This window comes from Streptomyces yerevanensis (assembly GCF_000716805.1).
GTDB lineage: Bacteria > Actinomycetota > Actinomycetes > Streptomycetales > Streptomycetaceae > Streptomyces > Streptomyces flaveus.
Map to the genome: position 1 here is coordinate 1 of NZ_JNWJ01000074.1, position 23,592 is coordinate 23,592.

20 protein-coding genes are annotated in these 23,592 nt (G+C 69.8%); 8 read left to right on the top strand and 12 right to left on the bottom strand.

Annotation, left to right across the window (positions count from 1 at the left end; translation table 11 throughout):
• The first annotated feature begins 426 nt into the window (after positions 1-426).
• From murC to OP79_RS42345, 4 genes are all read left to right on the top strand, one after another.
• The gene (murC, locus tag OP79_RS42335; protein WP_033328454.1) at positions 427-1,815 is read left to right on the top strand and encodes a UDP-N-acetylmuramate--L-alanine ligase; all 1,389 of its coding nucleotides are present in this window, start codon (positions 427-429) and stop codon (positions 1,813-1,815) included.
• A gap of 13 nt (positions 1,816-1,828) precedes the next feature.
• Positions 1,829-2,236: a peptide-methionine (R)-S-oxide reductase MsrB gene (gene msrB, locus OP79_RS42340; protein ID WP_033328455.1), complete on the top strand. Its 408-nt coding sequence runs from the start codon at positions 1,829-1,831 to the stop codon at positions 2,234-2,236.
• 296 nt (positions 2,237-2,532) lie between these two features.
• A complete protein-coding gene (locus OP79_RS55615) occupies positions 2,533-2,706 on the top strand; it encodes a hypothetical protein (RefSeq protein ID WP_157857455.1) in 174 nt (57 codons plus the stop codon).
• Positions 2,707-2,787: 81 nt separating this feature from the next.
• Positions 2,788-4,512, top strand: coding sequence for an HEXXH motif domain-containing protein (locus OP79_RS42345; RefSeq protein WP_051745475.1), 1,725 nt, complete (start codon positions 2,788-2,790; stop codon positions 4,510-4,512).
• 40 nt (positions 4,513-4,552) lie between these two features.
• Here the strand turns inward: OP79_RS42345 and fxsT are convergent, their stop codons facing one another.
• From fxsT to OP79_RS42360, 3 genes are all read right to left on the bottom strand, one after another.
• Positions 4,553-7,132, bottom strand: a complete 2,580-nt coding sequence (fxsT, locus tag OP79_RS42350; RefSeq protein WP_078492371.1) for an FxSxx-COOH system tetratricopeptide repeat protein — start codon at positions 7,130-7,132, stop codon at positions 4,553-4,555.
• Between the two features lie 96 nt (positions 7,133-7,228).
• Entirely contained in the window at positions 7,229-9,520 is a 2,292-nt protein-coding gene (locus tag OP79_RS42355) for a VMAP-C domain-containing protein (protein WP_033328456.1), read from the bottom strand.
• 4 nt (positions 9,521-9,524) lie between these two features.
• Positions 9,525-9,905, bottom strand: a complete 381-nt coding sequence (locus tag OP79_RS42360) for a trypco2 family protein (protein WP_157857456.1) — start codon at positions 9,903-9,905, stop codon at positions 9,525-9,527.
• A gap of 392 nt (positions 9,906-10,297) precedes the next feature.
• Between OP79_RS42360 and OP79_RS42365 the strand changes: the two genes are divergently transcribed.
• The 3 genes from OP79_RS42365 to OP79_RS42375 are packed head-to-tail and all read left to right on the top strand — an operon-like array spanning position 10,298 to position 12,255.
• On the top strand, positions 10,298-10,969 hold the full coding sequence (locus OP79_RS42365; protein WP_033328458.1) for a GTP cyclohydrolase II: 672 nt from the start codon (positions 10,298-10,300) through the stop codon (positions 10,967-10,969).
• Between the two features lie 48 nt (positions 10,970-11,017).
• Positions 11,018-11,302, top strand: a complete 285-nt coding sequence (locus OP79_RS42370; RefSeq protein ID WP_033328474.1) for a DUF2218 domain-containing protein — start codon at positions 11,018-11,020, stop codon at positions 11,300-11,302.
• Between the two features lie 2 nt (positions 11,303-11,304).
• Complete coding sequence (locus tag OP79_RS42375; RefSeq protein WP_051745479.1) at positions 11,305-12,255, top strand: NADP-dependent oxidoreductase; 951 nt, start codon at positions 11,305-11,307, stop codon at positions 12,253-12,255.
• A gap of 46 nt (positions 12,256-12,301) precedes the next feature.
• Here OP79_RS42375 and OP79_RS42380 read toward each other — a convergent pair whose 3' ends face one another.
• From OP79_RS42380 to OP79_RS42400, 5 genes are all read right to left on the bottom strand, one after another.
• Entirely contained in the window at positions 12,302-13,348 is a 1,047-nt protein-coding gene (locus OP79_RS42380) for a lysylphosphatidylglycerol synthase transmembrane domain-containing protein (protein ID WP_033328459.1), read from the bottom strand.
• A 292-nt stretch (positions 13,349-13,640) separates the two neighbouring features.
• A complete protein-coding gene (locus OP79_RS42385; RefSeq protein WP_033328460.1) occupies positions 13,641-14,249 on the bottom strand; it encodes a GTP-binding protein in 609 nt (202 codons plus the stop codon).
• The gene (locus tag OP79_RS42390) at positions 14,236-14,592 is read right to left on the bottom strand and encodes a DUF742 domain-containing protein (RefSeq protein ID WP_033328461.1); all 357 of its coding nucleotides are present in this window, start codon (positions 14,590-14,592) and stop codon (positions 14,236-14,238) included. Before OP79_RS42390 ends, OP79_RS42385 begins: the two co-directional genes overlap by 14 nt.
• Position 14,593: 1 nt before the next feature.
• Complete coding sequence (locus OP79_RS42395) at positions 14,594-15,019, bottom strand: roadblock/LC7 domain-containing protein (protein ID WP_033328462.1); 426 nt, start codon at positions 15,017-15,019, stop codon at positions 14,594-14,596.
• A gap of 11 nt (positions 15,020-15,030) precedes the next feature.
• The gene (locus tag OP79_RS42400) at positions 15,031-17,892 is read right to left on the bottom strand and encodes a sensor histidine kinase (protein WP_037973820.1); all 2,862 of its coding nucleotides are present in this window, start codon (positions 17,890-17,892) and stop codon (positions 15,031-15,033) included.
• A 325-nt stretch (positions 17,893-18,217) separates the two neighbouring features.
• On the opposite strand from OP79_RS42400, the gene OP79_RS42405 reads away from it, so the two are divergent.
• Entirely contained in the window at positions 18,218-19,087 is an 870-nt protein-coding gene (locus OP79_RS42405; protein ID WP_033328463.1) for a PhzF family phenazine biosynthesis isomerase, read from the top strand.
• A gap of 22 nt (positions 19,088-19,109) precedes the next feature.
• On the opposite strand, the gene OP79_RS42410 is transcribed toward OP79_RS42405, so the two are convergent.
• The 4 genes from OP79_RS42410 to OP79_RS42425 all read right to left on the bottom strand — a co-directional run bounded on the left by OP79_RS42410 (position 19,110) and on the right by OP79_RS42425 (position 23,518).
• Complete coding sequence (locus tag OP79_RS42410) at positions 19,110-21,392, bottom strand: glycosyl hydrolase family 95 catalytic domain-containing protein (RefSeq protein WP_211270975.1); 2,283 nt, start codon at positions 21,390-21,392, stop codon at positions 19,110-19,112.
• A 43-nt stretch (positions 21,393-21,435) separates the two neighbouring features.
• Positions 21,436-22,185: a polysaccharide lyase family 20 protein gene (locus OP79_RS42415; protein ID WP_033328465.1), complete on the bottom strand. Its 750-nt coding sequence runs from the start codon at positions 22,183-22,185 to the stop codon at positions 21,436-21,438.
• Between the two features lie 3 nt (positions 22,186-22,188).
• Complete coding sequence (locus tag OP79_RS42420) at positions 22,189-22,860, bottom strand: polysaccharide lyase family 7 protein (protein WP_033328466.1); 672 nt, start codon at positions 22,858-22,860, stop codon at positions 22,189-22,191.
• A gap of 151 nt (positions 22,861-23,011) precedes the next feature.
• Entirely contained in the window at positions 23,012-23,518 is a 507-nt protein-coding gene (locus tag OP79_RS42425) for a GAF domain-containing protein (RefSeq protein ID WP_051745484.1), read from the bottom strand.
• Positions 23,519-23,592: the final 74 nt, after the last annotated feature.

Consider the following 23,592-nt stretch of genomic DNA (forward strand, 5'->3'; position numbering starts at 1 on the left):
CGACCCATAGGCAGACCATGCTGCTGGTCTCGTTACTCACGCACGTCTTGGACACGCTTGCAGCCTAACCAGCAGCATGATCGACCGGACAAGTCCTAGGTGGTCGGTGGGTCGGGGCCGCGGGCCGGTGCGTCAGCCCGTCGCCGGCAGGGCATACGGCCCTGGCCTGGTACAAGGTCCTGGTTCTCCGAGACCGAAGCTACGCGACGGGCATACGACGCACCGGCCCACGTCCCCTCCCGCCGGTGGGAAGCAGCGGGCACGTCGTGGCTGACGGCAAGACAGGAGCTGCGCGACGGGCATTTGGCGCACCGGCCCCACGTCCCCTCCCGCCGGTGGGCAAGTGCGGCACGGAATAGGCTGGGGGCCGCGCGCCCGAGAGCGGGCGCGAACCGTCGTCGTACCGCACCTTTGGGAGAAACACGCATGGCAGCCGGCCTTCCTACCGCCATGGACCGACCGCACTTCATCGGGATCGGTGGGGCCGGGATGTCGGGGATCGCGAAGATTCTTGCTCAGCGTGGGGCCAAGGTGGCGGGGAGTGATGCCAAGGAGTCCGCGACGGCTGAGGCGCTGCGGGCGCTGGGGGCGACCGTGCATATCGGGCACGCTGCCGAGCACCTTGCCGATGACGCCACGTGCGTGGTCGTCTCGTCCGCGATCCGTGCGGACAATCCGGAGCTGGCCCGGGCCGCCGAGCTCGGGATCCCGGTGGTCCACCGGTCGGACGCCCTCGCCTCGCTGATGGAGGGACTGCGGCCCCTCGCGGTGGCGGGTACGCACGGCAAGACGACGACCACGTCCATGCTGGCGGTGTCGCTGTCGGAGCTCGGCCTGGCTCCCTCGTACGCGATCGGCGGGGACCTCGACGCCCCCGGCTCGAACGCGCTGCACGGCGACGGGGAGATCTTCGTCGCCGAGGCCGACGAAAGCGACCGCAGCTTCCACAAGTACGCGCCCGAGGTGGCCATCGTGCTGAACGTGGAGCTGGACCACCACGCCAACTACGCCTCCATGGACGAGATCTACGAGTCCTTCGAGACGTTCGCGGGCCGCATCGTGCCCGGCGGCACACTGGTGATCTCGGCAGACCACGAGGGCGCGCGGGAGCTGACGTCACGGGTTTCCGGTGGGTCCAGGGTCGTGACGTACGGCGAGGCCGAGGACGCGGACGTACGCATCGTCTCGATCGTGCCGCACGGTCTGAAGAGCGAGGTCACGGTTCTGCTGGATGGCGAGGAGCTGACCTTCACGGTCTCGGTGCCCGGCCGGCACTACGCGGGCAACGCGGTGGCCGCGCTGGCGGCAGGCGTGGCGCTCGGCGTCCCCGCGGCCGAGCTGGCGGAGGCGCTGGGTGCGTACACCGGAGTCAAGCGCCGCCTCCAGCTCAAGGGCGAGGCGGCCGGCGTGCAGGTCATCGACTCGTACGCGCACCACCCGACGGAGATGACCGCCGACCTGGAGGCGATGCGGGCGGGCGCCGCCGGCCGCATCCTCGTCGTCTTCCAGCCGCACCTCTTCTCCCGCACCCAGGAACTGGGCCGGGAGATGGGCCAGGCACTGTCCCTGGCCGACGCGTCGATCGTCCTCGACATCTATCCGGCGCGCGAGGACCCGATCCCCGGCGTGACGAGCGAACTGATCGTCGACGCGGCTCGGGCGGCGGGCGCGGAGGTGACGCCGGTGCACGACAAGGCGGACGCCCCGGCCGTGGTCGCGGGAATGGCCGGGCCGGGTGATCTCGTTCTCACCATGGGCGCGGGTGACGTGACCGACCTGGGCCCGCGGATCCTGGACCGCCTCCAGTCGAAGTGAGGGGCTGAGCTTCATGTCGTACGACATCGAAAAGCCGGACGAGCAGTGGCGAGCCGAGCTGACGCCGGCCGAGTACACGGTCCTGCGTCAGGCCGGCACGGAGCCTGCGTTCACCGGCGAGTACACCGACACCAAGACGAAGGGCGTCTACTCCTGCCGCGCCTGCGGCGCCGAACTCTTCACCTCCGACACGAAGTTCGAGTCCCACTGCGGCTGGCCTTCGTTCTACGACCCCAAGTCGGCGGACAACGTCGAGCTGATCGCGGACCGGTCGCACGGGATGGTGCGGACGGAGGTGCGGTGCGCCAGGTGCGGCTCACACCTGGGGCACGTCTTCGAAGGGGAGGGCTATCCGACGCCCACAGACCAGCGGTATTGCATCAACAGCATCTCGTTGCGTTTGGCGCCCGACGAGAACTAGCACGTTTGCCGGCCTGATCGGTCGCCATGGCTCTGATCAGGCCGTAGGGCCTGGCCGGAGTCTTGTGCTCCCGAATTCGTCCCGGCAGTGGGAAGCGGGCTGGAGCCGCCCCAAGGGCGGCCGTCGAAGGCGAGGGGCGTAGAAATGTTGGGTTCGCGGGCGCGAATAATGACCGGCGCTCGGCCATGAGTAATGACCGGCGCTTGGTCATGAGCCGCGCTATTCTGACTCGGCAGTCCGCCCCGGACTGCCTGGCCTGCGGCGGCACTGCCGCCTGACCCGTAGATGGGTGCGGTGTGAGCGAGCAGAACAGCGTCGAAGCGGAGCTGGCCGATCTTCGGGCCGTCGGCCCGGACGAGATGCTCACCATGGACGCACCGATCGTGACGGCGTCGATGCGCCGCCTGCTCCGTCGGATCGATGATCCCGCGAGCAGCATGGGCGGCTACAACCCGCAGCGTGACGAATAGCCCGTGTGTCCGGATGCCCGGTACGCCAGTCCGCCCGTCGTCGCAGGGCCCCGATGTGACGAACCTGAAGCTGGAAAGCGCGTGGAAGCACAACAGCATCGCCTGAGACGGACGGACTACTGTCGGCTGCTGCGCGGCGAGGGCGGGCCGGACGCGGTCGCCCTGCTCAGCGCCGGCGAACGAAGCTGGCGGCTGCTGCTGTTGCGGGCTCTGGCGGATGCCACCGATGCGGCTGCCGACACTCCGAACGGCCCTCTGCCCGCGCTGAGAGACGGCTGGCGGCTGCTGACGCGTGCCTGGGGGACTGCCCCCGTCGAGGTGGAACGGCTGCTGCTGTACCCGGCGGTCGGAACCTGGGCCGCGCACGCGCTGCGACGGGTACGCGGCACGGCTCCGGGCGACTCTCCCCTGTGGGCTGAGACCGGCCACTTGCACGCGGTGGCCGCATCCGCCGCCGTACTCGCCGGCCTCGACTTCCGCATCAGCGTGCCCGTCCGCGACGGCTGGGCGGTGCTGCCCGGCCTCGGCGGCGCCCGGGTCGAAGCGACGGGGGGCCGCTGGGCCGCCACTGAGGTGGTGGCCGTGGCCGGTGACGTAAGGGTCGGGCCGGTGCGCATGGGGGCGGACGGCTGGCACGGGCTGCGTGAACTGCGCGCCGAAGGCTGCACCCTGGTGCTTGACGACATCGACCCGTACCGGGGGTTGCGCGGGCCGCAAGTACCGGAGCCTCTGGGCACCGCTGACCGCTGGGCCGGACTCTTCGCCGAGGCATGGCGGCTGCTGGTCCGTGACGACCCCGAGACGGCACAGGCTGCGGCTGCGGGGCTGCGCTCGGTGGTCCCCCGGCCTCGGTCCGAGCGGTACCGCCCGCACAGCGCCTCTTCCGGGGACGCCTTTGGCGCCGTAGTGGCCTCCGAACCCGATGACGCCGAACAGTTCGCGTGCACGCTCGTTCACGAATTCCAGCACCACAAACTCGGCGCCTTCATGCATCTGTTCACTCTGTACGAGGACGGCGGGCCAGAACGGTTCTACGCGCCCTGGCGCGACGATCCCCGCCCGTTGGGCGGGCTCCTCCAGGGCGTCTACGCGTTCTTCGGTGTCACTCGCTTCTGGCGGCGGCGGCATGGGGAGCTGGCGCAGTTCGAGTACGCCCTGTGGCGGGAGCAGACACTCACAGCGCTGCACGGCATTCGTGCCGCACACCGGCTCACCCCGCTGGGCCGCGACCTGGTCGACGAGCTGACCAGGTGCTTGGCGGCCTGGCGGGACGAACCGGTGGGTGCCAGAGCCCGGGACGCGGCCGCACTGGCCGCCGCCGATCACCGGGCCACCTGGCGTGCGTATCACGTGCAGCCCCCCGCCGACGCGGTGGCCCGCGCCGCCCGCAGCTACTGCACGGCGGGAAGTACCCCCCTCGTGTTGCCGTCAGCCGACGGCGCGATCGTGCCGGCCAAGTCGCGGCGTGGCTTGGACACACGGGCGGTGCTGCTGCGCCGACTGCTCGTGGACGGTGCCGACGACTCGGCATGGCAGGGGACAGCCGTCGGGGCGGTCGAAGGCGCGCGGACGGAGGACCTGGCTCTGGTAACGGGCGACCATGACGCGGCCCGCGCCTGCTTCACGGACCGAGTCCTGCGCGGGCCCGACCCCGATGCCTGGTCGGGCCTCGGCCTGGCACTGCGTGCCCAGGGCCACCCGGCGGCCGACGTTCTGCTCCGGCGCCCGGAGTTCGTGATGGCCGTCCACGCCGAACTCGGCCGCGACGTCGACCCCGTGCGCCTGGCCGCCGCTTTCCGCTGCTGAACCCGGCCTCCTGATCACCGGCTGTGCGCGGGCACCGGCATCACAGCGGCAGCGGGTCGATGAAGCAGTTGGCGCGCTCCCAGTTCGCCAGCGTGGTCGTCGCCGGGTGATCGGGACCGAGGCGCTCGTGCATCTCCCCCAGAATGAGGCCGTGCAGTTCGTCGCACTCGTCGTGGCGCTCCAGCGCGTGCAGGTCCAGCGCCCGGTTGGCAGCCAGGCTCAGCGTCGAGGGATGCATCTCGCCGAGCACCTCCGTCGAGTGCTCCAGTGTCGTCGTCCCCAGGTCCAGGGCCTCCTGGTGCCGGCTGAGCGCGGCCAGGTCGCTGGCCAGATTGGTCGCCACCACCATGGTCAGCGGATGCCGCTCGCCGAGCTTGCCGACCAGCGCGTCGTAGGCGGCCCGGTCCAGCTCGTAGGCCGACTCGCACCGGTTGTCCATCCGGGCGATGATCGCCAGATTCGCCTGGGCCGACACGGTGTGCGGGTGGTGATCGCCGAAGATGCGCCGGTAGTGGTCGAGCGATGCCTCGGCCAGTTCGCGTGCCCGCTCCAGGTGCCCTGTGTAGCGCAGGTCCACCGACAGGCCCAGAGCGGCGGCGATCGTGTCCGGGTATTCCTGCCCGAACCGCGCTTCCATCACCGTCAGTACCTGCTCCGACAGTTCCAGGGCGGCGGCGTGGTCGCCCGCCTTCCGCCGGGTCACCGCGAGCACTCTCTTGGCGTGCAGCACAGCCGGGTTGTCCTCGCGCAGGTGGCGCAGATACTGGCTGACGACTTCCTCCTGGCGGTTGCGCGCGTGCTGGTAGAGGCCGAGTTCGCGCTCGTCGATGGTCAGGCCCACCCGGGTCAGCAGGGTCTGTTCGTGCTCGGAGCCCAACAGCGTCTGCTTCAGATCCCAGGTGGTGCGGTCCAGCTCGTACGCCTCCCGGAAGTTGCCGACCAGCCGCAGGGCCACCCCGAGGTTGTGCGCCGCGTTCAGGGTGACGGCGTCGTCCTCGCCGAACGCCTCGGTCGCGGTGTCGAAGACCCGTCGGCTCAGCTCCAGGGCCTTCGGGAAGTCTCCCTTGACCCGCAGGTCCGCGGCGACCGCGCCGATGGCGTCCAGGTGGCTCTCGCTGGCCTCGGCCGCCCGGGTCGGCCCCGGGTGGGCCGCGAGCTCATGGGCGTTGAGCGTCTCCCTGTTGATCTCAGCGGCCTCCTCGTAGCGGCCCAGGGTGAACAGGATCCAGCCGAGCCAGAAAGCCAGCAGCAGTGTCTTCTCGTCCTCGGCGCCGAACAGCCCCGTGGCGGCCTCGTGCGCCTCGCGAGTGAACTTCAGGGCGCTTTCGTGGTCGCCGAACCGCTGGAGAGATCTCGCTGTGTTGAACACCAGGTCGCGCACCCACGGGTCGGCCGAATGGATGGCGTCGGAGGCTACGACGTGGGGATACAGTTCCGAATAGCGGCCCCACTGCGCGTTCGACTCCGGGTCGCGCGGATCCGCCGAGGCCAGCAGCAACTGGGCACCGAGCCGCATGCGATCCCTTTCCCCCGGCGTCATCCGCTGGGACAGCACGGTCTGCACCAGGCGATGCATCTGCAGCGAGTTGTTGCGGGGGTCGACCCGGGCCAGCGAGAACCGCTTGATCTCGCGTATCGCCCGCCCCAGCCGCATCGGGTCGGCCAGTGCCGCGTCCAACTCCGGGGTGATCTTGCCGCGGTGCGCGCCGTAGAACAGCGATCGGGGAATCGGTTCGGGTGCGAAGTACGCGCATACCTGGAGCAGATGCAGCGCTTCGGGGTTGGTTTGCTCGATCCTGTCGAGCGAGACGTTCCACGCGGTCGCGACGGATTCCGGATACAGGTTCGGCGCGCCTTCGAAGAGCAGATCGCTGCGCTTTTCATTGAACAGGCGCAGGTATTCCTGCGCGGGCATTCCCGTCTGGGCCCGCCAGGCCGCCGCCTGCTCGATCGCCAGCGGCAGGTCACCGAGAGCCTCGGCCAGCGTGTCGGCGTCCTCCGGTGTGAGCGCGGGCCCGCGCTTGTTGAGCAGCGCGATGCTCTCTGCCCGTTCGAAGACGTTCACCTCGAGGCAGTCGGCGATGTCCTCCCACTGCGGGTTGCGGGAGGTGATCAGGACAGCGCCATGAGAGGAGTTCGGCAGGTACGGCGCCAGGGCCTGCGAGTTCTCCGCGTTGTCGAAGACCAACAGCCAGCGGGTGTACGGCACTCCGCGGCGCAGCGCGTCCAACCCCTGCGCCACGGTGCTGCTGGCGTCGCCGCTGTCGTCGACGCCGAGGCGGCCGGCCAGATGCGAGAGTGCGTTGACAATGCCGGGGGTGTGCTCGCTCGAGACCCAGCACACCAGGTCGTAGTCGGCCTGGTGCCGATACACGTACTCGATGGCGAGCTGGGACTTGCCGATGCCGCCGAGCCCGTACATCGCTTCGGGGAGGACCGCTGTGGGGCTCCGGTCGTCGGCGAGACGCTCAGCGAGTTCGGCGAGCAGCCGTTCGCGGCCGGTGAAGTTGGGGTTGCGTGGGGGGACGTTCTCCCACACCGTCGGTGACGGCCCTTGGGGCTGACGCCGCGGTGCCGAAGGCTTGGCAGGGCTCTGTGGCGGTTCAGTGGCGCTGGGCATGGGGTCCCCCTCGGATCGGATGCTCGCCCCTGGCGGAGGCGATGCCGTTCTCCGGCCGGGGGGAGCTGTACCCACGCGGTCCGGCCGTCCGCGGCTTCACAACGCCTCGCCGTACACGAGGCCGGGCAGATTCTCCGGAGTGTCGAAGATGACGACGAACTGACGGTTCCAGACGGATTCGCCGGCTGCCGGACCGTCGCCATCGTCCTGGCCGAAGTGCCGCACGTCGAGACGTCCTTCGGCCATGATGCGCTTGTAGAGAGCCGTGAAGTCCGGTTGCGCACGCGGGTGGTGACGCCACATCACCAGTGGAACACCGTGCCTGAGGGCCATACTGACCTCATGACGGCCGGTATCCGAACCGGGCTTCTGGGTCAGCAGAACACCGGCGACCGGTTCGGCCGCGACCGTCTCCGGCTGGTTCAGCGCGGCGACCTGGAACAGCAGTTGGCCCGATGTCCGTCGGGTGCGCCGCCAGTGCTCCTGCCACACCGCGCGCCAGGTGCTGTTGTGCAGGCGATCCAGACTGTGGACGATCAGCGGGAAGGACGCGGCCGTCTGGGGCAGCCCACCGTGGGCGATCAGCTTGTCGGGGTGGTCGATGAGGTCCAGCGGCAGGATGTACTCGACCTCGATCTGGTCGGCGGGGACCCCGTAGACCTCCCGGAGTATGCGGCGGGACACCTCGACCCGGTCGAACAACTGGGTGAGATGGATGACCCGCTCGGCGAGCGGCATCGGCAGCCGCTGCCAGGCGCCGGGCCGCGGGCGGCACTGGAAGTAGAACGACACCGTCCATCCGTCGGGATCGCTGTTCGGGTCCGGTATCAGCTCGACCAGCAGCCGGGCGGACGTGGGGCGCTGCACGGGAGCGCTGATCAGCCGGCGGCGCAGCTCGTCCACCTGACGGGCGTAGCCCCAGCGCTCACCGGCCTCTCCGCCGGCCGTCGCCCCAGTGACACTGTCGGCCTCCTCGCCCTCCGCCAAGGGACGTTTGGCGATGTCCAGGTGGAGAGCCCAGCGCCGGTTGTGCGCCCGAACAGTGTCGGCGGTCGAGCCGCCGACCGCGCTGGCGACCAGTTCCAGGAAACGTAGGGCCGCCGGCAGTTCCTCGGTGTCCGTGCCGGCGCACACCAGATGCACGAACGCCTTCCACGGCTCGTCGCAGTGCGCCGGCAGCGCAGAGTCCGCTGTGTCGGCGGCAGCCTGGGCATAGAGCGCGGGCACGGGCACGCCGTTGAGGTCGTCCTGCACGAGTTTCCGCAGGGCTTCGCGCAGCCCGCTCCAGCTCTGGGCGCCCATCAGCTCCAGGGTTCGGAATTCCTCGGCCAGAAAACGCAGTTCGCCGATGGTGGCCTCGTCGTCGGCGTACGACTCGGCATAGTCAGTGGCCAGTGCGGTGAAGCCGTCGGGGTGCAGGGCGAGCCGGTCGACCAGGGCCGCGAGCAGGAACTGACCGTCGAGAAAGGCCACTTCGGGATCCTGGCCCGCCTCGGGCAGCAGGCGGTCCAGCAGCGCGCGTCGGGAGCGCTCTTCCTCCAGCGGCTCGGCCCGTTCCAACCGCAGGCGGATAGTGGCCAACACCTTGCGCCGGTTGTGGGCTTCACCATGCCGATGGTCCTGCCGCTGACGGCGGAACTCCGGGTCCGCCGTCAGCCGGGTGACCGGCAGGACGTTGAGCCTGCGGGCATTGCCCTGATCGCTGCCCACGACCACACCGATCACCGCCCGCTGCTCATCCACCAGCACCGCGGCGCCGGAGATGCCCTGCCAGCCCTCCGGGATCTCCGGCGCGTCTTCGGCGGCGACCTCGATCGTCCGCACGTCCGACCGACTCAGATTGGCCGGCCGGAGCCGCCCGCCACACTGGTGCACGTCGTAGGCGTGCCGCTCGGTGTGGAGGAAAGCCGGGAAGCTGAAGACCTCGAACTCGGTGATGCTCGAGCCCTGCCAGCCCAGCCGGGGCTGGAATCGAGGGTCGGGTGGCTGCCATCCGGCGCCGGTCACCATCAGGAGAGCGGCGTCCGGACCGGCCGGCCCGTCATCCGGCTCTCCCTCGTCGGCCCCCGCGGGGTCGGGCGGCTGCGGCCACCCGCTCCATACGATCTCGCAACAGTGCCAGAGCCAATCCGGTGGGACATTCCCGCACCGGACCTCGATGGCGATCTCTTCGGCGCCTGTGCGGGAGGCGGGCCACAGAACGTGCGCCGCGGTCAGTATCAGGTCGTCGTCGAGTAACCAGCCGGACCCGTGCCCGACCTGCCGTCCCCGGGCGTCCCGCAGACTGATCTCGACCAGCCGGTCCGGGGTACTGGAGGAACCGGCACCGGCGGGTTCGTCGTCCGCCGAACCGCCCTCCAGCGGCTCTGGCAGGAGGGCACCGGACACCCCGTCACCGCACCGTGTCGCCAGTACGGGGGAGAGGACTGTTGCGAGGCCGGCCGACCTCGTCCGTGACGTTGAGGGATCCACGCGGCTTCAGTGACACCACCAGCCGGGTGGCGCTGCGCCGGGTGCGCGACCGGCCGGCCTTGGCCGCGACGTACCAGGACACGCCCCCCTCGACGCTGTCGCTCCGCTCGGCCTCGACGTCCAGTTCCACGCTGATGTCCTGGACACTGAATCCGATGGCCTTGCCCACTCCTTGCCGCTGAGCGGCCTCCAGGTCCTGACGCAGAGACTCGATGGCCTCGGTCAGTGTCAGCCGCTGCAAGTCCCGCCCCATCAGGTCCCCCTCCAGAACACCCGCCCGGACCACGCGTGCGTATGTCAAGGTCTCATGCAAGCTGGCGCCGAGTGGCCCGTTTGGGACACGAAGTCCCGTTCATGGTCTTACCCACGCGGCACGGCCCTGACGCCTGTTACCGGGGCGCTGGGCCCGTCGCCGCCGTGGGCAAGGTCCAGCGGACGGCCGCAGCCGCCCGACCCCTCATCGCCTCGGTCTACGAGGCGAGTTGCCGGTACGTCGTGGAGCGCCTCTTCCCTCCGAGTTGCTCGACGAGAGCCCGCTCATGCGCATCTCGCGCTCCCGGGCGGCGTTGAGCTGGACGGTGTGAGCGGCGCCACGCGGAAGCGGGTTGTTCAAAATTTGAATCACGCGCTATCGTCTAGACGCGGTTCAAATTTGAATTTGTACGCATCTCCGTCCTACCCCGAGGAGCAGCCATGGACGCCGTCCTCTCCGCAGGCCACACCCTTCTGGCCAACGCTTCGGTGCGCACTCGCGTGACCATCCCGCTGCGCTTCGCCGACGGCTACGAGGTCACCGCCGATGCCGTCACCTTCCATGGACTGGCCGACGGCAAGGAGCATGTGGCATTCGTCCTCGGCGACCCCACCGCGGCGCCGTCACCGCTGGTGCGGCTGCACTCCGAGTGCCTGACCGGAGACGTGTTCGGCTCGGCGCGCTGCGACTGCGGCCCCCAGCTGCGCGAAGCCGTTGAGCGCATCACCGCCACCGGCGGCGTCCTGCTCTACCTGCGCCAGGAGGGCCGCGGCATCGGCCTCTACAACAAGCTCGACGCCTACGCCCTGCAGGACGCGGGCCTGGACACCTACGAGGCCAACACCGCGCTCGGCCTGCCCGAGGACGGCCGCGACTACACCGCCGCCGCCCAGATGCTCACCGCCCTCGGTGTCGCCGAGCCGGACCTGCTCACCAACAACCCCGACAAGGCCCGGCAGTTGCGCGATCTCGGCATCTCGGTCACCCGGACCGTCCCCACCGGCGTGCACAGCACGCCCAGCAACCTGCGCTACCTGCACGCCAAGGCCCAGCACACCCACCACACCATCGACCTGTCCGCAACGGCCACGGCCCCCGCGCTGGCCGGCTGACCGCACCCCAAGCAGTGGGCCCACCCGCCCCCCACCCAGGAGCCATCCATGCCTTCATCCCTCGGCCGCGTCACCACCGACGCCGCCCCGCGCTACGCCAAGCAGTTCGCCTCGCACTTCGGCCGCAAGATCCCCGTCGAGGAGACTCCCGACGGCGACCACCGCCTCACCTTCCAGGAAACCGAGGTCGTACTCCAGCCCGCGGACGACCACCTGCTGATTCGCGTCACCTCACCCGACGCGACCACGCTCACCACCATCCAGGGCGTGGTGAGCAGTCATCTCGAACGCTTCGGCCGCCGCAACGAACTCACCGTCACCTGGGAGGCATAGCCATGAAGGCCGTCGTCATCACCGGCTTCGGAGCCGAGCCGCAGCTCATCGACCTGCCGGTACCGCAGCCGGGCCCGGGTGAGCTGCTGGTCCGTCTGCACGCCGCCGCACTCAACCCGTTCGACTGGAAGGTCGCCGACGGCGCCCTGAAGAACGTCGTCGAGCACGCCTTCCCCCTCGTCATGGGCTCGGACGGCGCCGGCGTGGTCGAGAGCGTCGGCGACGGCGTGACCCACTTCCGGCCCGGCGACACCGTCTACGGCCAGTTCATGAACGTCCGGCACGGGCGTGGCTCGTACGCCGAATACGCCCTGGCCCGCGAGGACGGCACCATCGCCCGTACCTCCGGCGACCTGCCGTTCTCCGTGGCCGCCGCGCTGCCCACCGCCAGCGCCACCGCTTACCAGGCCATCAAGGCGGCCAGGCTCGACCCCGGACACGTCATCCTCGTCAACGGGGCCTCCGGAGGCGTCGGACAGTCCGCGATCCAGTTCGCGGCCCACGAGGGAGCCCGGGTCGTGGCGACCGCCACCGCCGACATCGCCGGCCGCCTCCGTGACCTCGGTGCCCACGAGACCATCGACTTCACCGTCGCGCCCACCGCCGAACAGGTCCTGGCCGCCCACCCCGAAGGCATCGACGCCGTGCTCGACCTGATCACCCAGCCCGGCCAGGACACCGATGCCCTGGTCGGCCTGCTCAGGCCCGGCGGCACCTTCATCAGCACCAACCACGCCGTCGACCCCGACGCCCCGGCCGCACGCGAGATCCACGGCGTCAACCTCTCCAACAACCCCAGCCGGGCCGAACTGGAAGCCCTCGCCGACCTCGCCGCCGCCGGCAAGCTCCGCATCACGGTCGACGCCGAGATCCCGCTGGCCGACGCCCCCGCCGCGGTGTCCCGCGCCCGCTCCGGCTCCTCTCGCGGCAAGACCGTCTTCCTGACCCGGTGAGCCTGGCCGGCCTGGACACCGCCCCGACCCGGGTCACAACGCCACGTCACAGCACCTTTCGCTGGACCAGCCACGAAAGCACCAGCATGCCCGGCAGCAGCGGCACCCAGATCGTCAGAACCCGGTAGCCGATGATCGTTGCCGTGGCCAGGCTCATGGGGGCGCCGAAGAGGACCATGGCGAACACCATGGCCGCGTCGATGGGGCCGATGCCGCCCGGCGCGGGTACGGCTCCGACCGCCGTGCTGGCGACCAGTAGCGCGAAGGTCACCTGCGCCCAGGTCAGCGGCAGGCCCAGCGAGAAGCCGACCGAGGCGATCACGCCGGCTTGGAGCAGCGGAGTGGCGGCGGCTCCGCCCCAGAGCGCGAGGACGCGGCTCGGCCGGGTGTGCAGGAGCCGTGCGTCGGTCAGGGCGGTGCGTACGAAACTGAGGATCGGGCGACGCAGCGGACGTACGAACGTCAGGAGCAGCGCGGCCACGGCGAGACCGATCCCCACACCACCGGCGACCAGATGCAACGTCCGCTCGTCCGGGACGAGTTCAGCCAGTCCCAGCACGCCCGGGAAGGCCACGAGGAAGACGAGGAGTACCAGCGTCTTCGCCAGGGGTTTGACCAGCGAGTACAGCGCGAGCGAGGCGGTGCCCCTGGCGAGGGATATGCCCTGGCGCTGGAGGAAGCGGAGGGTGACGGCGTGGGCGCCGATGCTGGCCGGGAGTACATGGTTCGCGGCGCCGGCGGCGACCTGGGACGCGAGCAGCAGCCCCGGTGGGAGCCGTTCGGGTATGGTGCCCTGCCGGACGCACGCGGCTGCCACCCAGCCCATGCACATGAAGAAGAACCCGGACAGCAGCCACCAGGGGTCGGCCGAGGCGAGCTGGGCGGCGCCGTCGGACACGGTGCGCCAGTCGAGCGCCGCCCATGCCGCGATCAGCAGGAGCGGGAGCAGACTCAGCGCCCTCAGGGCGATGGGGGTCCCCCCGCTCGAGCGAAGTCGAGAGTGGGGGAGGGTGGTGGAGGGGGAGCGGACGGGGCCGGGAGTGGTGGCGGCGGGGAGCGGCCCGGGGAGTTTGTCGAGCGGGAGCAGGGACACAGCGCACGTCGTCCTTTCGCGGTACGCCCGTGGGGAGCGGGCGTGCCGGATACAAGGCGAGGCAAAGGGGGACAGCGGGAACCGTTCCCTCCCGGTGTGACGGCACGGTGTCCTGGAGCCGAAGAGGCGCCAGCGGGCGGGCGACGGTGCCGATGATGATGCCCTGTTTCCGCAGCAAGAACGCCTCTCTGTGCCCTTTGTCTCCTTGTGACTTGCCTCTCTGGGCCCCTTGCCTCTTTGTGACTTGCCCCCTTATGGCGCGTCTCCTTACGGCTTGTCCCTTACGGCTCCTTTACGACGCCGAGGCCTTCGCGGAAGCGGCGATCAACTGGTCGAGCAGAGCGATCAGTACGTCCCGGGACGACTCGCGCTCGCGTGCGTCGCAGAGCAGCACCTGAGTGCCCTCCGGTAGTGCCAGGGCGTCCCGGATCTCCTCGGGCGTGTACGGATGCTGTCCGTGGAAGCCGTTGACGCCTATGACGAACGGGATGCCCCGCCGCTCGAAGAAGTCGATCGCGGCGAAGCTGGACTTGGGCCTGCGTACGTCGATGAGGACCACGGCCCCCAGCGCGCCGATGGCGAGGTCGTTCCACATGAACCAGAACCGCTGCTGTCCGGGCGTACCGAAGAGATACAGCACCAGGTCCCGGCCGATCGTGATCCGGCCGAAGTCCAGCGCCACGGTGGTGGCCTGCTTCTCGGCGATGCCGTGGAGGTCGTCGACGCCCAGGCCGGCCGAGGTCAGTCGTTCCTCGGTGCGCAGCGGGACGATCTCGCTGACCGACCCGACCATGGTGGTCTTCCCGACGCCGAAGCCTCCGGCGATCAGTATCTTGACCGTGTCGGGTGCCGAAGTCCCTTGGGCCGGCGTCCCGTTGACGGTTGCGTCAGAGCCGGCCAAGGCCGTCCCTCACTTTCTGCAGCAGGTCCATGTCCGGCGTCCCGGAGACGGGGCGCGGCGGGTGGACGGTGATCCGGTCCGCCGCCAGCAGGTCGCAGAGCATGATGGTGACCACGCTCATCGGCAGATCGAGGTGGGCCGCCAGCTCCGCGACGGCGATCGGCTTCTCGCACAGCCGCAGGATCCGGGCGTGCTCGGGCTGTGTCCGGACGCCCCAGGCGGGCGGTGGGTCCACCGCGGAGACCGTCGTGATGAGGGAGAAGTCGCTGCGGTCGGGCCGGGTCCTGCCGCCGGTCAGCGTGAACGGCCGTACGAGACGACCCGCCGCGTCGCCTCCGCTCACCTCACTCGCCGCGGTCGGCGGCGACCGTGCCCCGTGGCGCCGCGCTCAGGTGCTCGCCGATCTTCTTCACGAGCAGGTTCATCTGGTACGCCACCACGCCGACATCCGCGCCCTGGTGGGTGAGCACGGCGAGATGGGCGCCGGTCCCGGCGGCGGTGATGATCAGATAGCCGTTGCGCATCTCGATGAGCGCCTGGCGTACGGGGCCGCCGCGGAAGTCCATGCTGACGCCCTTGCTAAGGCTCACCAGGCCGGAGGCGGTCGCAGCCAGCCGCTCGGCGTCGTCGCGCAGGAACGCCGTCGACCTGCTGACGACCAGTCCGTCGTCGGAGAGTACGACGGCGTGGTTCACCTCGGCGACCCGGTCCACCAGTCCGGTGAGCAGCTGGTCGAGCTGGCTGTGCGTGGCGGGGATGGGGCGTGTCATTTCTGTGTCCTTCATGAGCGGTCTGCCGGCGGAGTCGAGGTGACGGTTTTTCCGGGGACGGGGACCTGCGTACCTGGGCTCGCTGGTGGGGCTTCTTCTGCTGTGTTTCCTCCTTCGTCTTCTCCTTCGTTGTACGTCCACTCCTCGGCGTCGTCACGGGCCCGAAGCGTCCCGCGCTGGAAACCGGAGAGCGAGGAGGCGGCACGCTCCGCGTCGAAGTCCTCCAACGGGTCGTCCGCCCGGGCGGACACGGAGTCCTCCAGCAACTCGGTGGCGAGGCTGGTCTGCGGTACGCGGCGCGGCAGCGGAGCGAGGGCGCTGCGCTGGCTTGAACCTGGGCCGGAGCCGGAGCCGGAGCCGGAGCCGGAGCCGGAGCCGGAGCCGGACCTGGACCCGGGCGCGGACCCGGATCCGGAGTCGAACCCGGAACCTCGGCCGGACCCGGAGCCGACACTCCGGCCGGACTCGGACTCGGACTCGGACTCGGACCCGGACCCGGCACTCCGGCCGGACCCGGATCCGGAGTTGGGCGCGGACTCGGACCCGGCACTCCGGCCGGACCCGGAGCCGGTCGTGGGCCTGGAACCCGGGCCGAACCCGGTCCCGCCGGTATCGGCCGTCCGCGGCCGGGTCGCGGGCTGGGCTACGCGGCTGCGCGCGTGGCTGTGCCGGCCAGGGCCCTGTGTATCGGCCGAGCTCTCCGCGAGAGCCGCGACCGGCTCGACGTCCTCCTGGGACTCTCGGGTCGTCCGGGTTTCCTGGTCCCCTTGGGCCGGGTCGTCCGCCCATCCGGCCGAAGTGGCGGCGGTATCCGCGTGGGTCGTGGGCCCTTCCTGGGCCTCCCGGATTTCCTGACCCCCTTGGGCCGGGACGTCCGCGTCACTCGCCAAAGCGTCCGCCGAGCCGGTGGCGTCCGTATCGGTCGTGGGCCCCTCCCGCACCACTATGTCGTGCGGCACCAGCACGATCGCCGTTGTCCCGCCGTACGGAGAGGACCGCAGCGTGACGGCGATGCCGTGCCGCGTGGCGAGGCGGGCGATCACGAACATGCCGAGCCGGAGGTCGTCGGCCAGCGCCACCACGTCGAACTGCGGCTCCACCGCCAACTGGGCGTTGAACGCCTCGTAGTCGTCCTCCGACATGCCCAGACCGCGGTCCTCGATCTCGATGGCCAGGCCCTTGGCCACCATCGCGGCCCGTACCCCGACCGGGCTGGGAGCGGGCGAGTACGCGGTCGCGTTGTCGATGAGTTCGGCCAGCAGATGGATGACGTCGGCCACCGCGGGCGGGGCGAGGTACACCTCCTCGACGGTGTGCACCTCCACCCGCTGGTACTCGGCGACCTCGCCGACGGCGCTGCGCAGGATGTCGATCAGCGCGACCGGTTCGGCCCAGCTGCGCCCCGGCCGCTCACCGCTGATGATGACGAGGTTCTCCTCGTAGCGGCGCAGTTGGCTCGCGTTGGAGTCGAGTTCGTACAGGCCCTTGAGGACGTGCGGGTCCTGGTGTTCGCGTTCCAGCGAATCGAGCTTGCTGAGCTGGAGATTGACCAGGTTCTGGCTCTGCCGGGCGATGCCCAGGATCACCTTCTGGAAGCCGCGCCGGGTGTCGGCGAGCTCCACCGCGGTGTGGACAGCCGTGCGCTGGGCGGTGTTGAACGCCTGCGCCACCTGGCCGAGTTCGTCCCGCCCGTAGTCCAGCGGGGGCGCGGCGGAGTCCACGTCGACCTTCTCGCCCCGGTCGAGCCGTGCGACCACGTCGGGCAGCCGCTCCTGGGCGAGGCTGAGGGTGGCCATCCGCAGCCCGCGCATCCGCCGGAACAGGGAGCGGGTGATGCGCCAGGACAGTACGACGCTCAGCAGCAGGGCGACGAGTCCGCCGACGCTCAGGGCGGCGGCCTTGATCAGCAGTGCATGGGCCTCTTCATCGCTGCGGTCGAGCAGTTCCGCGGTCTGCTGGCGGATCAGGTTCGGGTACTGGACCGAGAGCCTGCCCATCGCGTCGTTCCACTGATCCCGTGCGTTCGGCAGGTTGACCTTCCGGGCGTCGCCGCTGCCCGTCGTACGAGCCTCGAGCACCTGGGTCTCGACTGCCTGCAGGTCCTTCCAGGCCTGCCCCTGGAGGATGCGCTCGGTCTGCGTCTTCGCCGTGCCGCGTATGGAGGGGGTGATCTGGTCCTCGACGAGCCAGCGCCGGGCGTTCACCAACTGGACGAAGGCGGCCCGCGACTCCTCGTCCAGCTGCCCGGACGGCCAGGCCAGGGTGAGCAGGGCGTTCTCCTGGGAGACCAGTTCCGCGGCGTGTTCCAGGGCGACGAGCGGTTCGGCCTGCGAGGTGAGGTCCCCGTCGTCGACCTTGGAGAGCTCCTGGAAGGCGTGGATCTGGTCGTCGATGATCGCGGTGTACTGGTCCAGTGCCTGCGCGCCGCTGATGCCGGTGCTTTTGTCGATGTGGCCCTGGTCGATCTGGCTCCGGTAGAACTCCAGGCTCCCCGCGCCGGCGATGACCGAGTACAGCCGGTCTCCTATCCGGTCGGGCGCCTTGTCGATGGCCTTCGACTGGCCGACCAGTTTGGCGACCTCCGCGTCCGTACGTTCCCGCTGCTCGTCCAGGGCGGTCCTGGAGCTGCCGGGCGCGGCCAGCCAAGCGGCCGACAGACTCCGCTCCCGTTGCAGCGCGAGCGTCGCGTCGGTGCCCATGGCGCCGGTCGACCTGCTCAGCTCCGTCTGGGCCCGCAGCCGTAGCCCTTCGGAGAACATCTGCGTCGTCGTCACCCCCCACATCGCGGCGAGGGTGACGCTGGGGACCAATGCCAGAAGGATCAGGGAGAGACGTATGGAACCGAGACGGCGGGGACCTGTCCGTAGAGACATCGTCGTCCTAGGGCGGGGAGCGAGGAGCGAGGAGCTATGAGCGGAAGTGGGCAATGGGGGAGGGGAACGGGGCGGCGGGCGGTAAGACGAACGCGGTGGGTGGCCGCGTGACCAACGCAACACAAGGGGTGCGCAGGATGCTATCCGTACCAGCGACCGTACGCACCGTGAGAGGCCCAAAACCTTGGTAAGGAGGCGGCATGAAAGCGGAGTGTGATAGTCCCCTAACTCACCGTCCATGCCCGCTCGTTGAGGAGCACCTGCCTGACCGGTGCCCTCTGGAATCTCGTTCCTCATGCGTGCTGCCCCGTGGGAGCGTGCAGTCATGAGTTCCGAAACCAGCACCGACGTCCTGCGCTACTCCGCCTTCACTCCGGAGGGGGCCGGCGGCAACCCCGCCGGGATCGTTCTGGACGCCGCCGGGCTCGATCCCACTCAGATGCTGGCCCTCGCCGCCGAGGTCGGTTACTCGGAGACGGCGTTCATCATGGCGCGGGACGATACCGAACGCCGCTTTCGGGTGCGGTACTTCAGCCCTCTCGTCGAGGTTCCGTTCTGCGGGCACGCCACTGTGGCGACCGCCGTGGCGCTGGCCGAGCGGAACGGGCCCGGGGAGTTCGTCTTCGACACCCCGGCCGGAGAGATCCCGGTGTCCACGGGCGCCGACCCCGACGGGACGGTGCGCGCCACTCTCACCAGCGTCCCCGCCCGCTCCCGCCCGGCCACCCCGGACGAGCTCACCCCGGCTCTCGCCGCGCTGCGCTGGGCCGAGGGTGACCTGGATCCGGAACTGCCGCCGCACGTGGCCTTCGGTGGGGCAGAGCACCTGGTCCTCGCCGTCGCCTCCCGCGCCCGGCTGGCAGATCTCGCGTACGACTTCGACGGCCTCGCCGACGTGATGCGGCAGCACGGCTGGACCACGCTCCAACTGGTCTGGCGCGAGGCGGACGACCTCTTCCACGTCCGCGACCCCTTCCCGGTCGGGGGCGTGGTGGAGGACCCCGCGACGGGAGCGGCAGCCGCCGCCTTCGGCGGCTATCTGCGCACCCTCGGCCTGGTCCGCGAGCCGATGACCCTCACCCTCCGCCAGGGCGAGGACATGGGGTGCCCCAGCGAACTGCTCGTGGACATCGACCCGACGGATCCACGGGTGCGGGTCACCGGCCGGGCACGCCCGATCGGTGACCCGCACTGACCAAAGACGTACTGAAGACGTACTACGGCAGCCCCCACGGATCGCCCGGCTCACTCAACGCCACCGGAGCGATGTCGAGTTCGGGGCGTTCACCGGCGTACAACAGCACCTCCCGGCCCTTGGCCAGCTCGATCACCAGGGTGCCGTCGTCCGTCGTGTGCGTGCGCGCCCGGCTGCCGTCGTCGAGCACCGCCGTCACCGCCCCGCCCGTCAGACCGTGCCGGATCTCGAGCCGCTCACCCGCCAGGCTCCGTACGCGTACGAAACGGGTGACCCCGCCCTTGCGGACCGCGCTGACCAGGAAGGCCCCCTGCGTGCGGAAGTCGTGCAGCGTGACATCGGCCCAGGAATCCGGAACGGCGGGGAAGACCCGTACGACACCGCCCCAGCTCTGGCAGAGCATGTCGTGCAGGGACTGCGACGCCGACAGCGGTGTCTCGATGACCGGACCGGCCTCCGTGTAGTGGGTGTTGGCCCGGCACGGATACCGCGTGCTGGGATCGAAGAACTTCTTCAGATACTCCAGCGCCGTGGAGCCGCGGCCCATCATCGCGAACATCGACGCGGCGCCCGTATAGCTGTAGCCGCGGTGGGATCCGGTCACCGCGTGCCAGTGGACGATCGACTTCTCGATCAGCTCGCGCTGCTCCGGCTGCTCCCAGTTCACGAGATACAGCGGGTACACCATCAGCAGGTGCGAGTAGTGGCGATGGGACTGCGCGTACGGGGTCCGATCACCGATCATGAAGCCGTTCTCGTCCACCGGATACGGCGTCAGCTTCGCCAGCACCTCCTGCCAGCGCGGCTTCAGCGGATCGTCGGTCCCCAGCCGCTCGGCTGCCTCCAGGAGCGCGGTGCAGCCCCAACGGATCAGCGCCAGATCGTAGTTGGTGTCCTTCGGCGGTACGACGGGATACTCCGGCGACAGCGTCGACGGCAGGTGCAGCTTGCCGTCGCTGTCCGGCTGGAGGAAGTGCAGGTAGTAGTTGATCGTGCGGCGCAGCAGCGGGTACACCGTGTCGCGCAGCAAAGCCTCGTCCATGGTGTGCCGGTAGCTCAGCCATACGTTGTGCAGCGCCCAGGTCAGATTGCCCGACTCACCTCCGCTGCCCGGAGTGGGGGCGCTGCGGTTGGCGAACATGTCGGAGCTGCGGCCGACTCCGGCGCTGTCCGAGCGGTACGCGGCGGGCACGTTCGCGATCAGCTGTTGCTGGTTCTGCCTCAGGGTGGTGGCGAGCGAGTCGAGTTCCAGATGGTTGGAGCCGTGGATGAGCCAGTACTCCAGCTGCACGTTGAGGTTCCACCACACGGCGGGCCAGGGCGTGGGCTCCAGCCAGGGCCCGCAGGTGGCCATCACGGGGCCGTCGGCGCGGCTGGCGGACGCGACCTTGTAGAGCTGGATCCAGTGGAAGCTCTGCAGCCGCTCGTCGGGGATCGAGACGAAGCTCTTGCGGTAGAAGGCGTGCCACCAGCGGGTGTGGAGCGCGCGGACCACGCCGTACGGAGCGGCGCGCTGGACCTTCCGCAGTGAGACCTCCCCGGCGCGGGTGTCGGAGGGGTAGCTGTGGGCGACGCCGAGCAGGAGCGTGTCGCCCGAGCGGCGGTAGGCCGTCGCCGTCTGGCCTCCGCCGAGGAGCGGCTGGAGGACCTGCTCGATGTCGCCCGAAGTCCGTGTGGTCCAGGGCGGGTTGGCGACGTACCCGGCCGGCGGCGCCTCGCTGATCTTCCGGGGACTGACGGCCTCTTCGGGGTGGAACGTCCAGCGCACCTCCTCGTCGCCGTCGGCCGTCACGCGCGCGGCGAAGATGCCGTCATGGATGAAGGCGGAGAGGGTCAGGGAGCCCTTGTCCGTGGTGATCGTGCCGGTGAGCTCGGCGTTCCACAGACTCAATCGCCAGTCGACCGCGCCGATGGTGCCGACCGGATCGAGGGTGAGATGCCCGACGGGCAGCCGGCACGTCCCCCAGCCACTGCCGAACTCGGGCCGGTGATCCTGCACTTCACCGTGCTGCACGGTGAAGCGAATGCCCTTCGTCTCCGGGTCCCGGTAGACCATGCTGCCCAGCCGGCCGTCGCCGAGGAACGGCCCTTCGTGCCACAGCGTGGGCAGCCTGCGCCACACCAGGTCCTGCTTCCGCAGGAAGTCGGCCCACGCACCGTCCGACTCCATGCGGTTACGGAGCTTCCAGCGATGGCCCCCCGGACCGATGACACCGGAGGAATCAGCGGCTTGGGCAACTTCCGGAAGAGCGGCAAGAGTTGTGCCGGCCAGCGCCGAGCCGAGCACTGCTCTGCGAGAGGTCATGCGGATGCCTCCAAGAGTGACAAGAGTGAGGGGTGGGTCGGCGTCAGGCCCAGCCGGCCGGTTCGGCCAGGGCGTACGTCGAGGCGATCCGGTGGCTGTCGTGCAGGACCGTCAGCGTGCGCGGGCCGCTGGGCGTGCCGTCGCGCCAGGCGGTGCAGTAGATCCCGTTGGACCAGCGGATCGTCCGTGAGGTGGACGGCAGTACGGTGATGCCGGTGCGGCTCACCGTCTTCGTGCCGTTCAGCCACACCTCGAAGGCGCCCTGGCCGTCGCCGGCGAGCTTCAGCCGGGTGACGATCCTGATCCAGGTGCCCCGCAGGCCACTGATCGACCCGGCCGTCCCCTTGATGCCGCCGGAGCCGCCGAACTGGATCGTGGACCCGATGACGAACATCAACAGCCAGGGTCCTTCGGGGTCTTCTGGCGACCACTGCTGGAAGGTGACGTTCTGGTCGTGGAACGTCCAGTCGGACGCGAGACGGATCGCCTGGCCGTAGTACCGGTCCTCACCGACGCTCTGCGCGCCGCGCTTGATCACTTCGGAGTGGTAGCCCCCGGTCTCGTCGATGTACGTCTGTGTCGCCGCGAGAGCGTGAGCGCCTTTGTAGGTGGGCGAGTCGACGGTCTCGATCACGCCGTCCTTCTGTGTGTAGGCGTGGTCCCAGCCCTCGACGCTGCCGCGGTTCTGGAAGTACACCTCGTCGGCGGCGTCCGCCCGTCCCGGCAGGAGCGCGGCGGTGGCACCGGCGAGGCCGAGTCCGCCGAGCGCGGTGAGTGCTCTTCGTCTCCGCACGGCTCACCGCGTCCAGTACGTGATGTTGCGGAAGCGCGCCTCGGCGCGACCACTGCCGTGGTGGTAGACGCCGTTCTTGAAGTGGCGGGTGGCCGGGCCGCGGTCCTCGGTCGTCAGCACCAGCTCGTCGTCGAAATAGACCTTGACGCTGCGGCTGGAAGCGTTGTGCTCCAACTTGACGTTGAACCAGGTGTTGTACGCGTTGGTCTTCAGGACCGTGCGGTCGTACGCCCGTACCGTGCCGCCACTCGCGCTGTAGGCGTTGAGCATGAAGTCCGTGGCGGGGGTGCCCTCGGGGTGGACCACCCGGAGGATCTGCACAAAGGTCGCGCCGTTCGTACCGGACGGGAGATACACGTCGGCGTCCCACATGTGCTGCCCGGACGTGTACTCCTGCCTCCAGCGCATCTCGGTGCGCGGGTCCGTGGAACTGCCCTGCGACATGGGCTCGTCGGTGTCGTACACCCACATCCGGTGCACACCACCGCTGTTGCTGTAACGCTCGCTCAGGCCGAGATTCCACGGCTTCTGCATGCCGTAGGTGAACGAGGTCTTCTCCCAGCCGTCCGTGGGAGATGCGGCCACGGCGGAGGACACCGACGGGGTCATCGCCCAGGCGGCGCCTCCCGCGAGTAAGCCTCCGGCTGCCAGAACCGTGCGTCTTGTTGGGTTCATGCCATTCCTTTCGATACATCGGAGCTATCTCTCGGCGCAACGTAGAAGCTGGGAGAGAAGCGCGTCAATATGTCGAACGCGCCAAGAAGAGATCCGATGTACTGGAGGCTAAGTCTGGACCTTACTCGCGCGGCGTGGTACGTGAAGAGGGTCAGGCCGCCTGCCCGAGACCGACTCGGGCCGCCCGAACGTCCAGGACCGTGGCCGCGGACTTCTTGTACATCTCGATCTCGTCGTCGGCGAACTCCCGGACGTCCTTGAAGCCCAGCCCGACGATCGCGAACAGCCGGGTGTCGTCGTCCGGAGCGAAGACGGGGATGGTGAGGGAGCCCTTCGACCCGGCGGCGCGGCCCTGCCGGACGGCGACGCCCGAGGTGTCGCTCGGGAAGTCGCTGATGGCGACGGGCGCCCGGCGCTGCGCGGCGGTCCCGGCCATGCCCTTGCCGATGGGGATGACGGAGGTGCCGTTCTGCACGGCGGGCGGCAGGTTGTGCGCGGCCACGAGGACGATCTCGCCCTCCTCGGCGGGCCCCGTGAGGTGCACGGAGCCCACGAAGCCACCGTGGCGCTCGACGAAAGCGGTGAGCCAGGCCGCGATCTCGGGGCGGGCGTTGCGCAGGACTGTCTCGTTGAGGGGGATGCTGGGTGCGCTGGACATCAGTATTCCTTGTCAGGTGGGGGCAACAGTGGAGGGCACGGACAAAGGCTGGAGGGCGGCGGCCCGCGGCCACG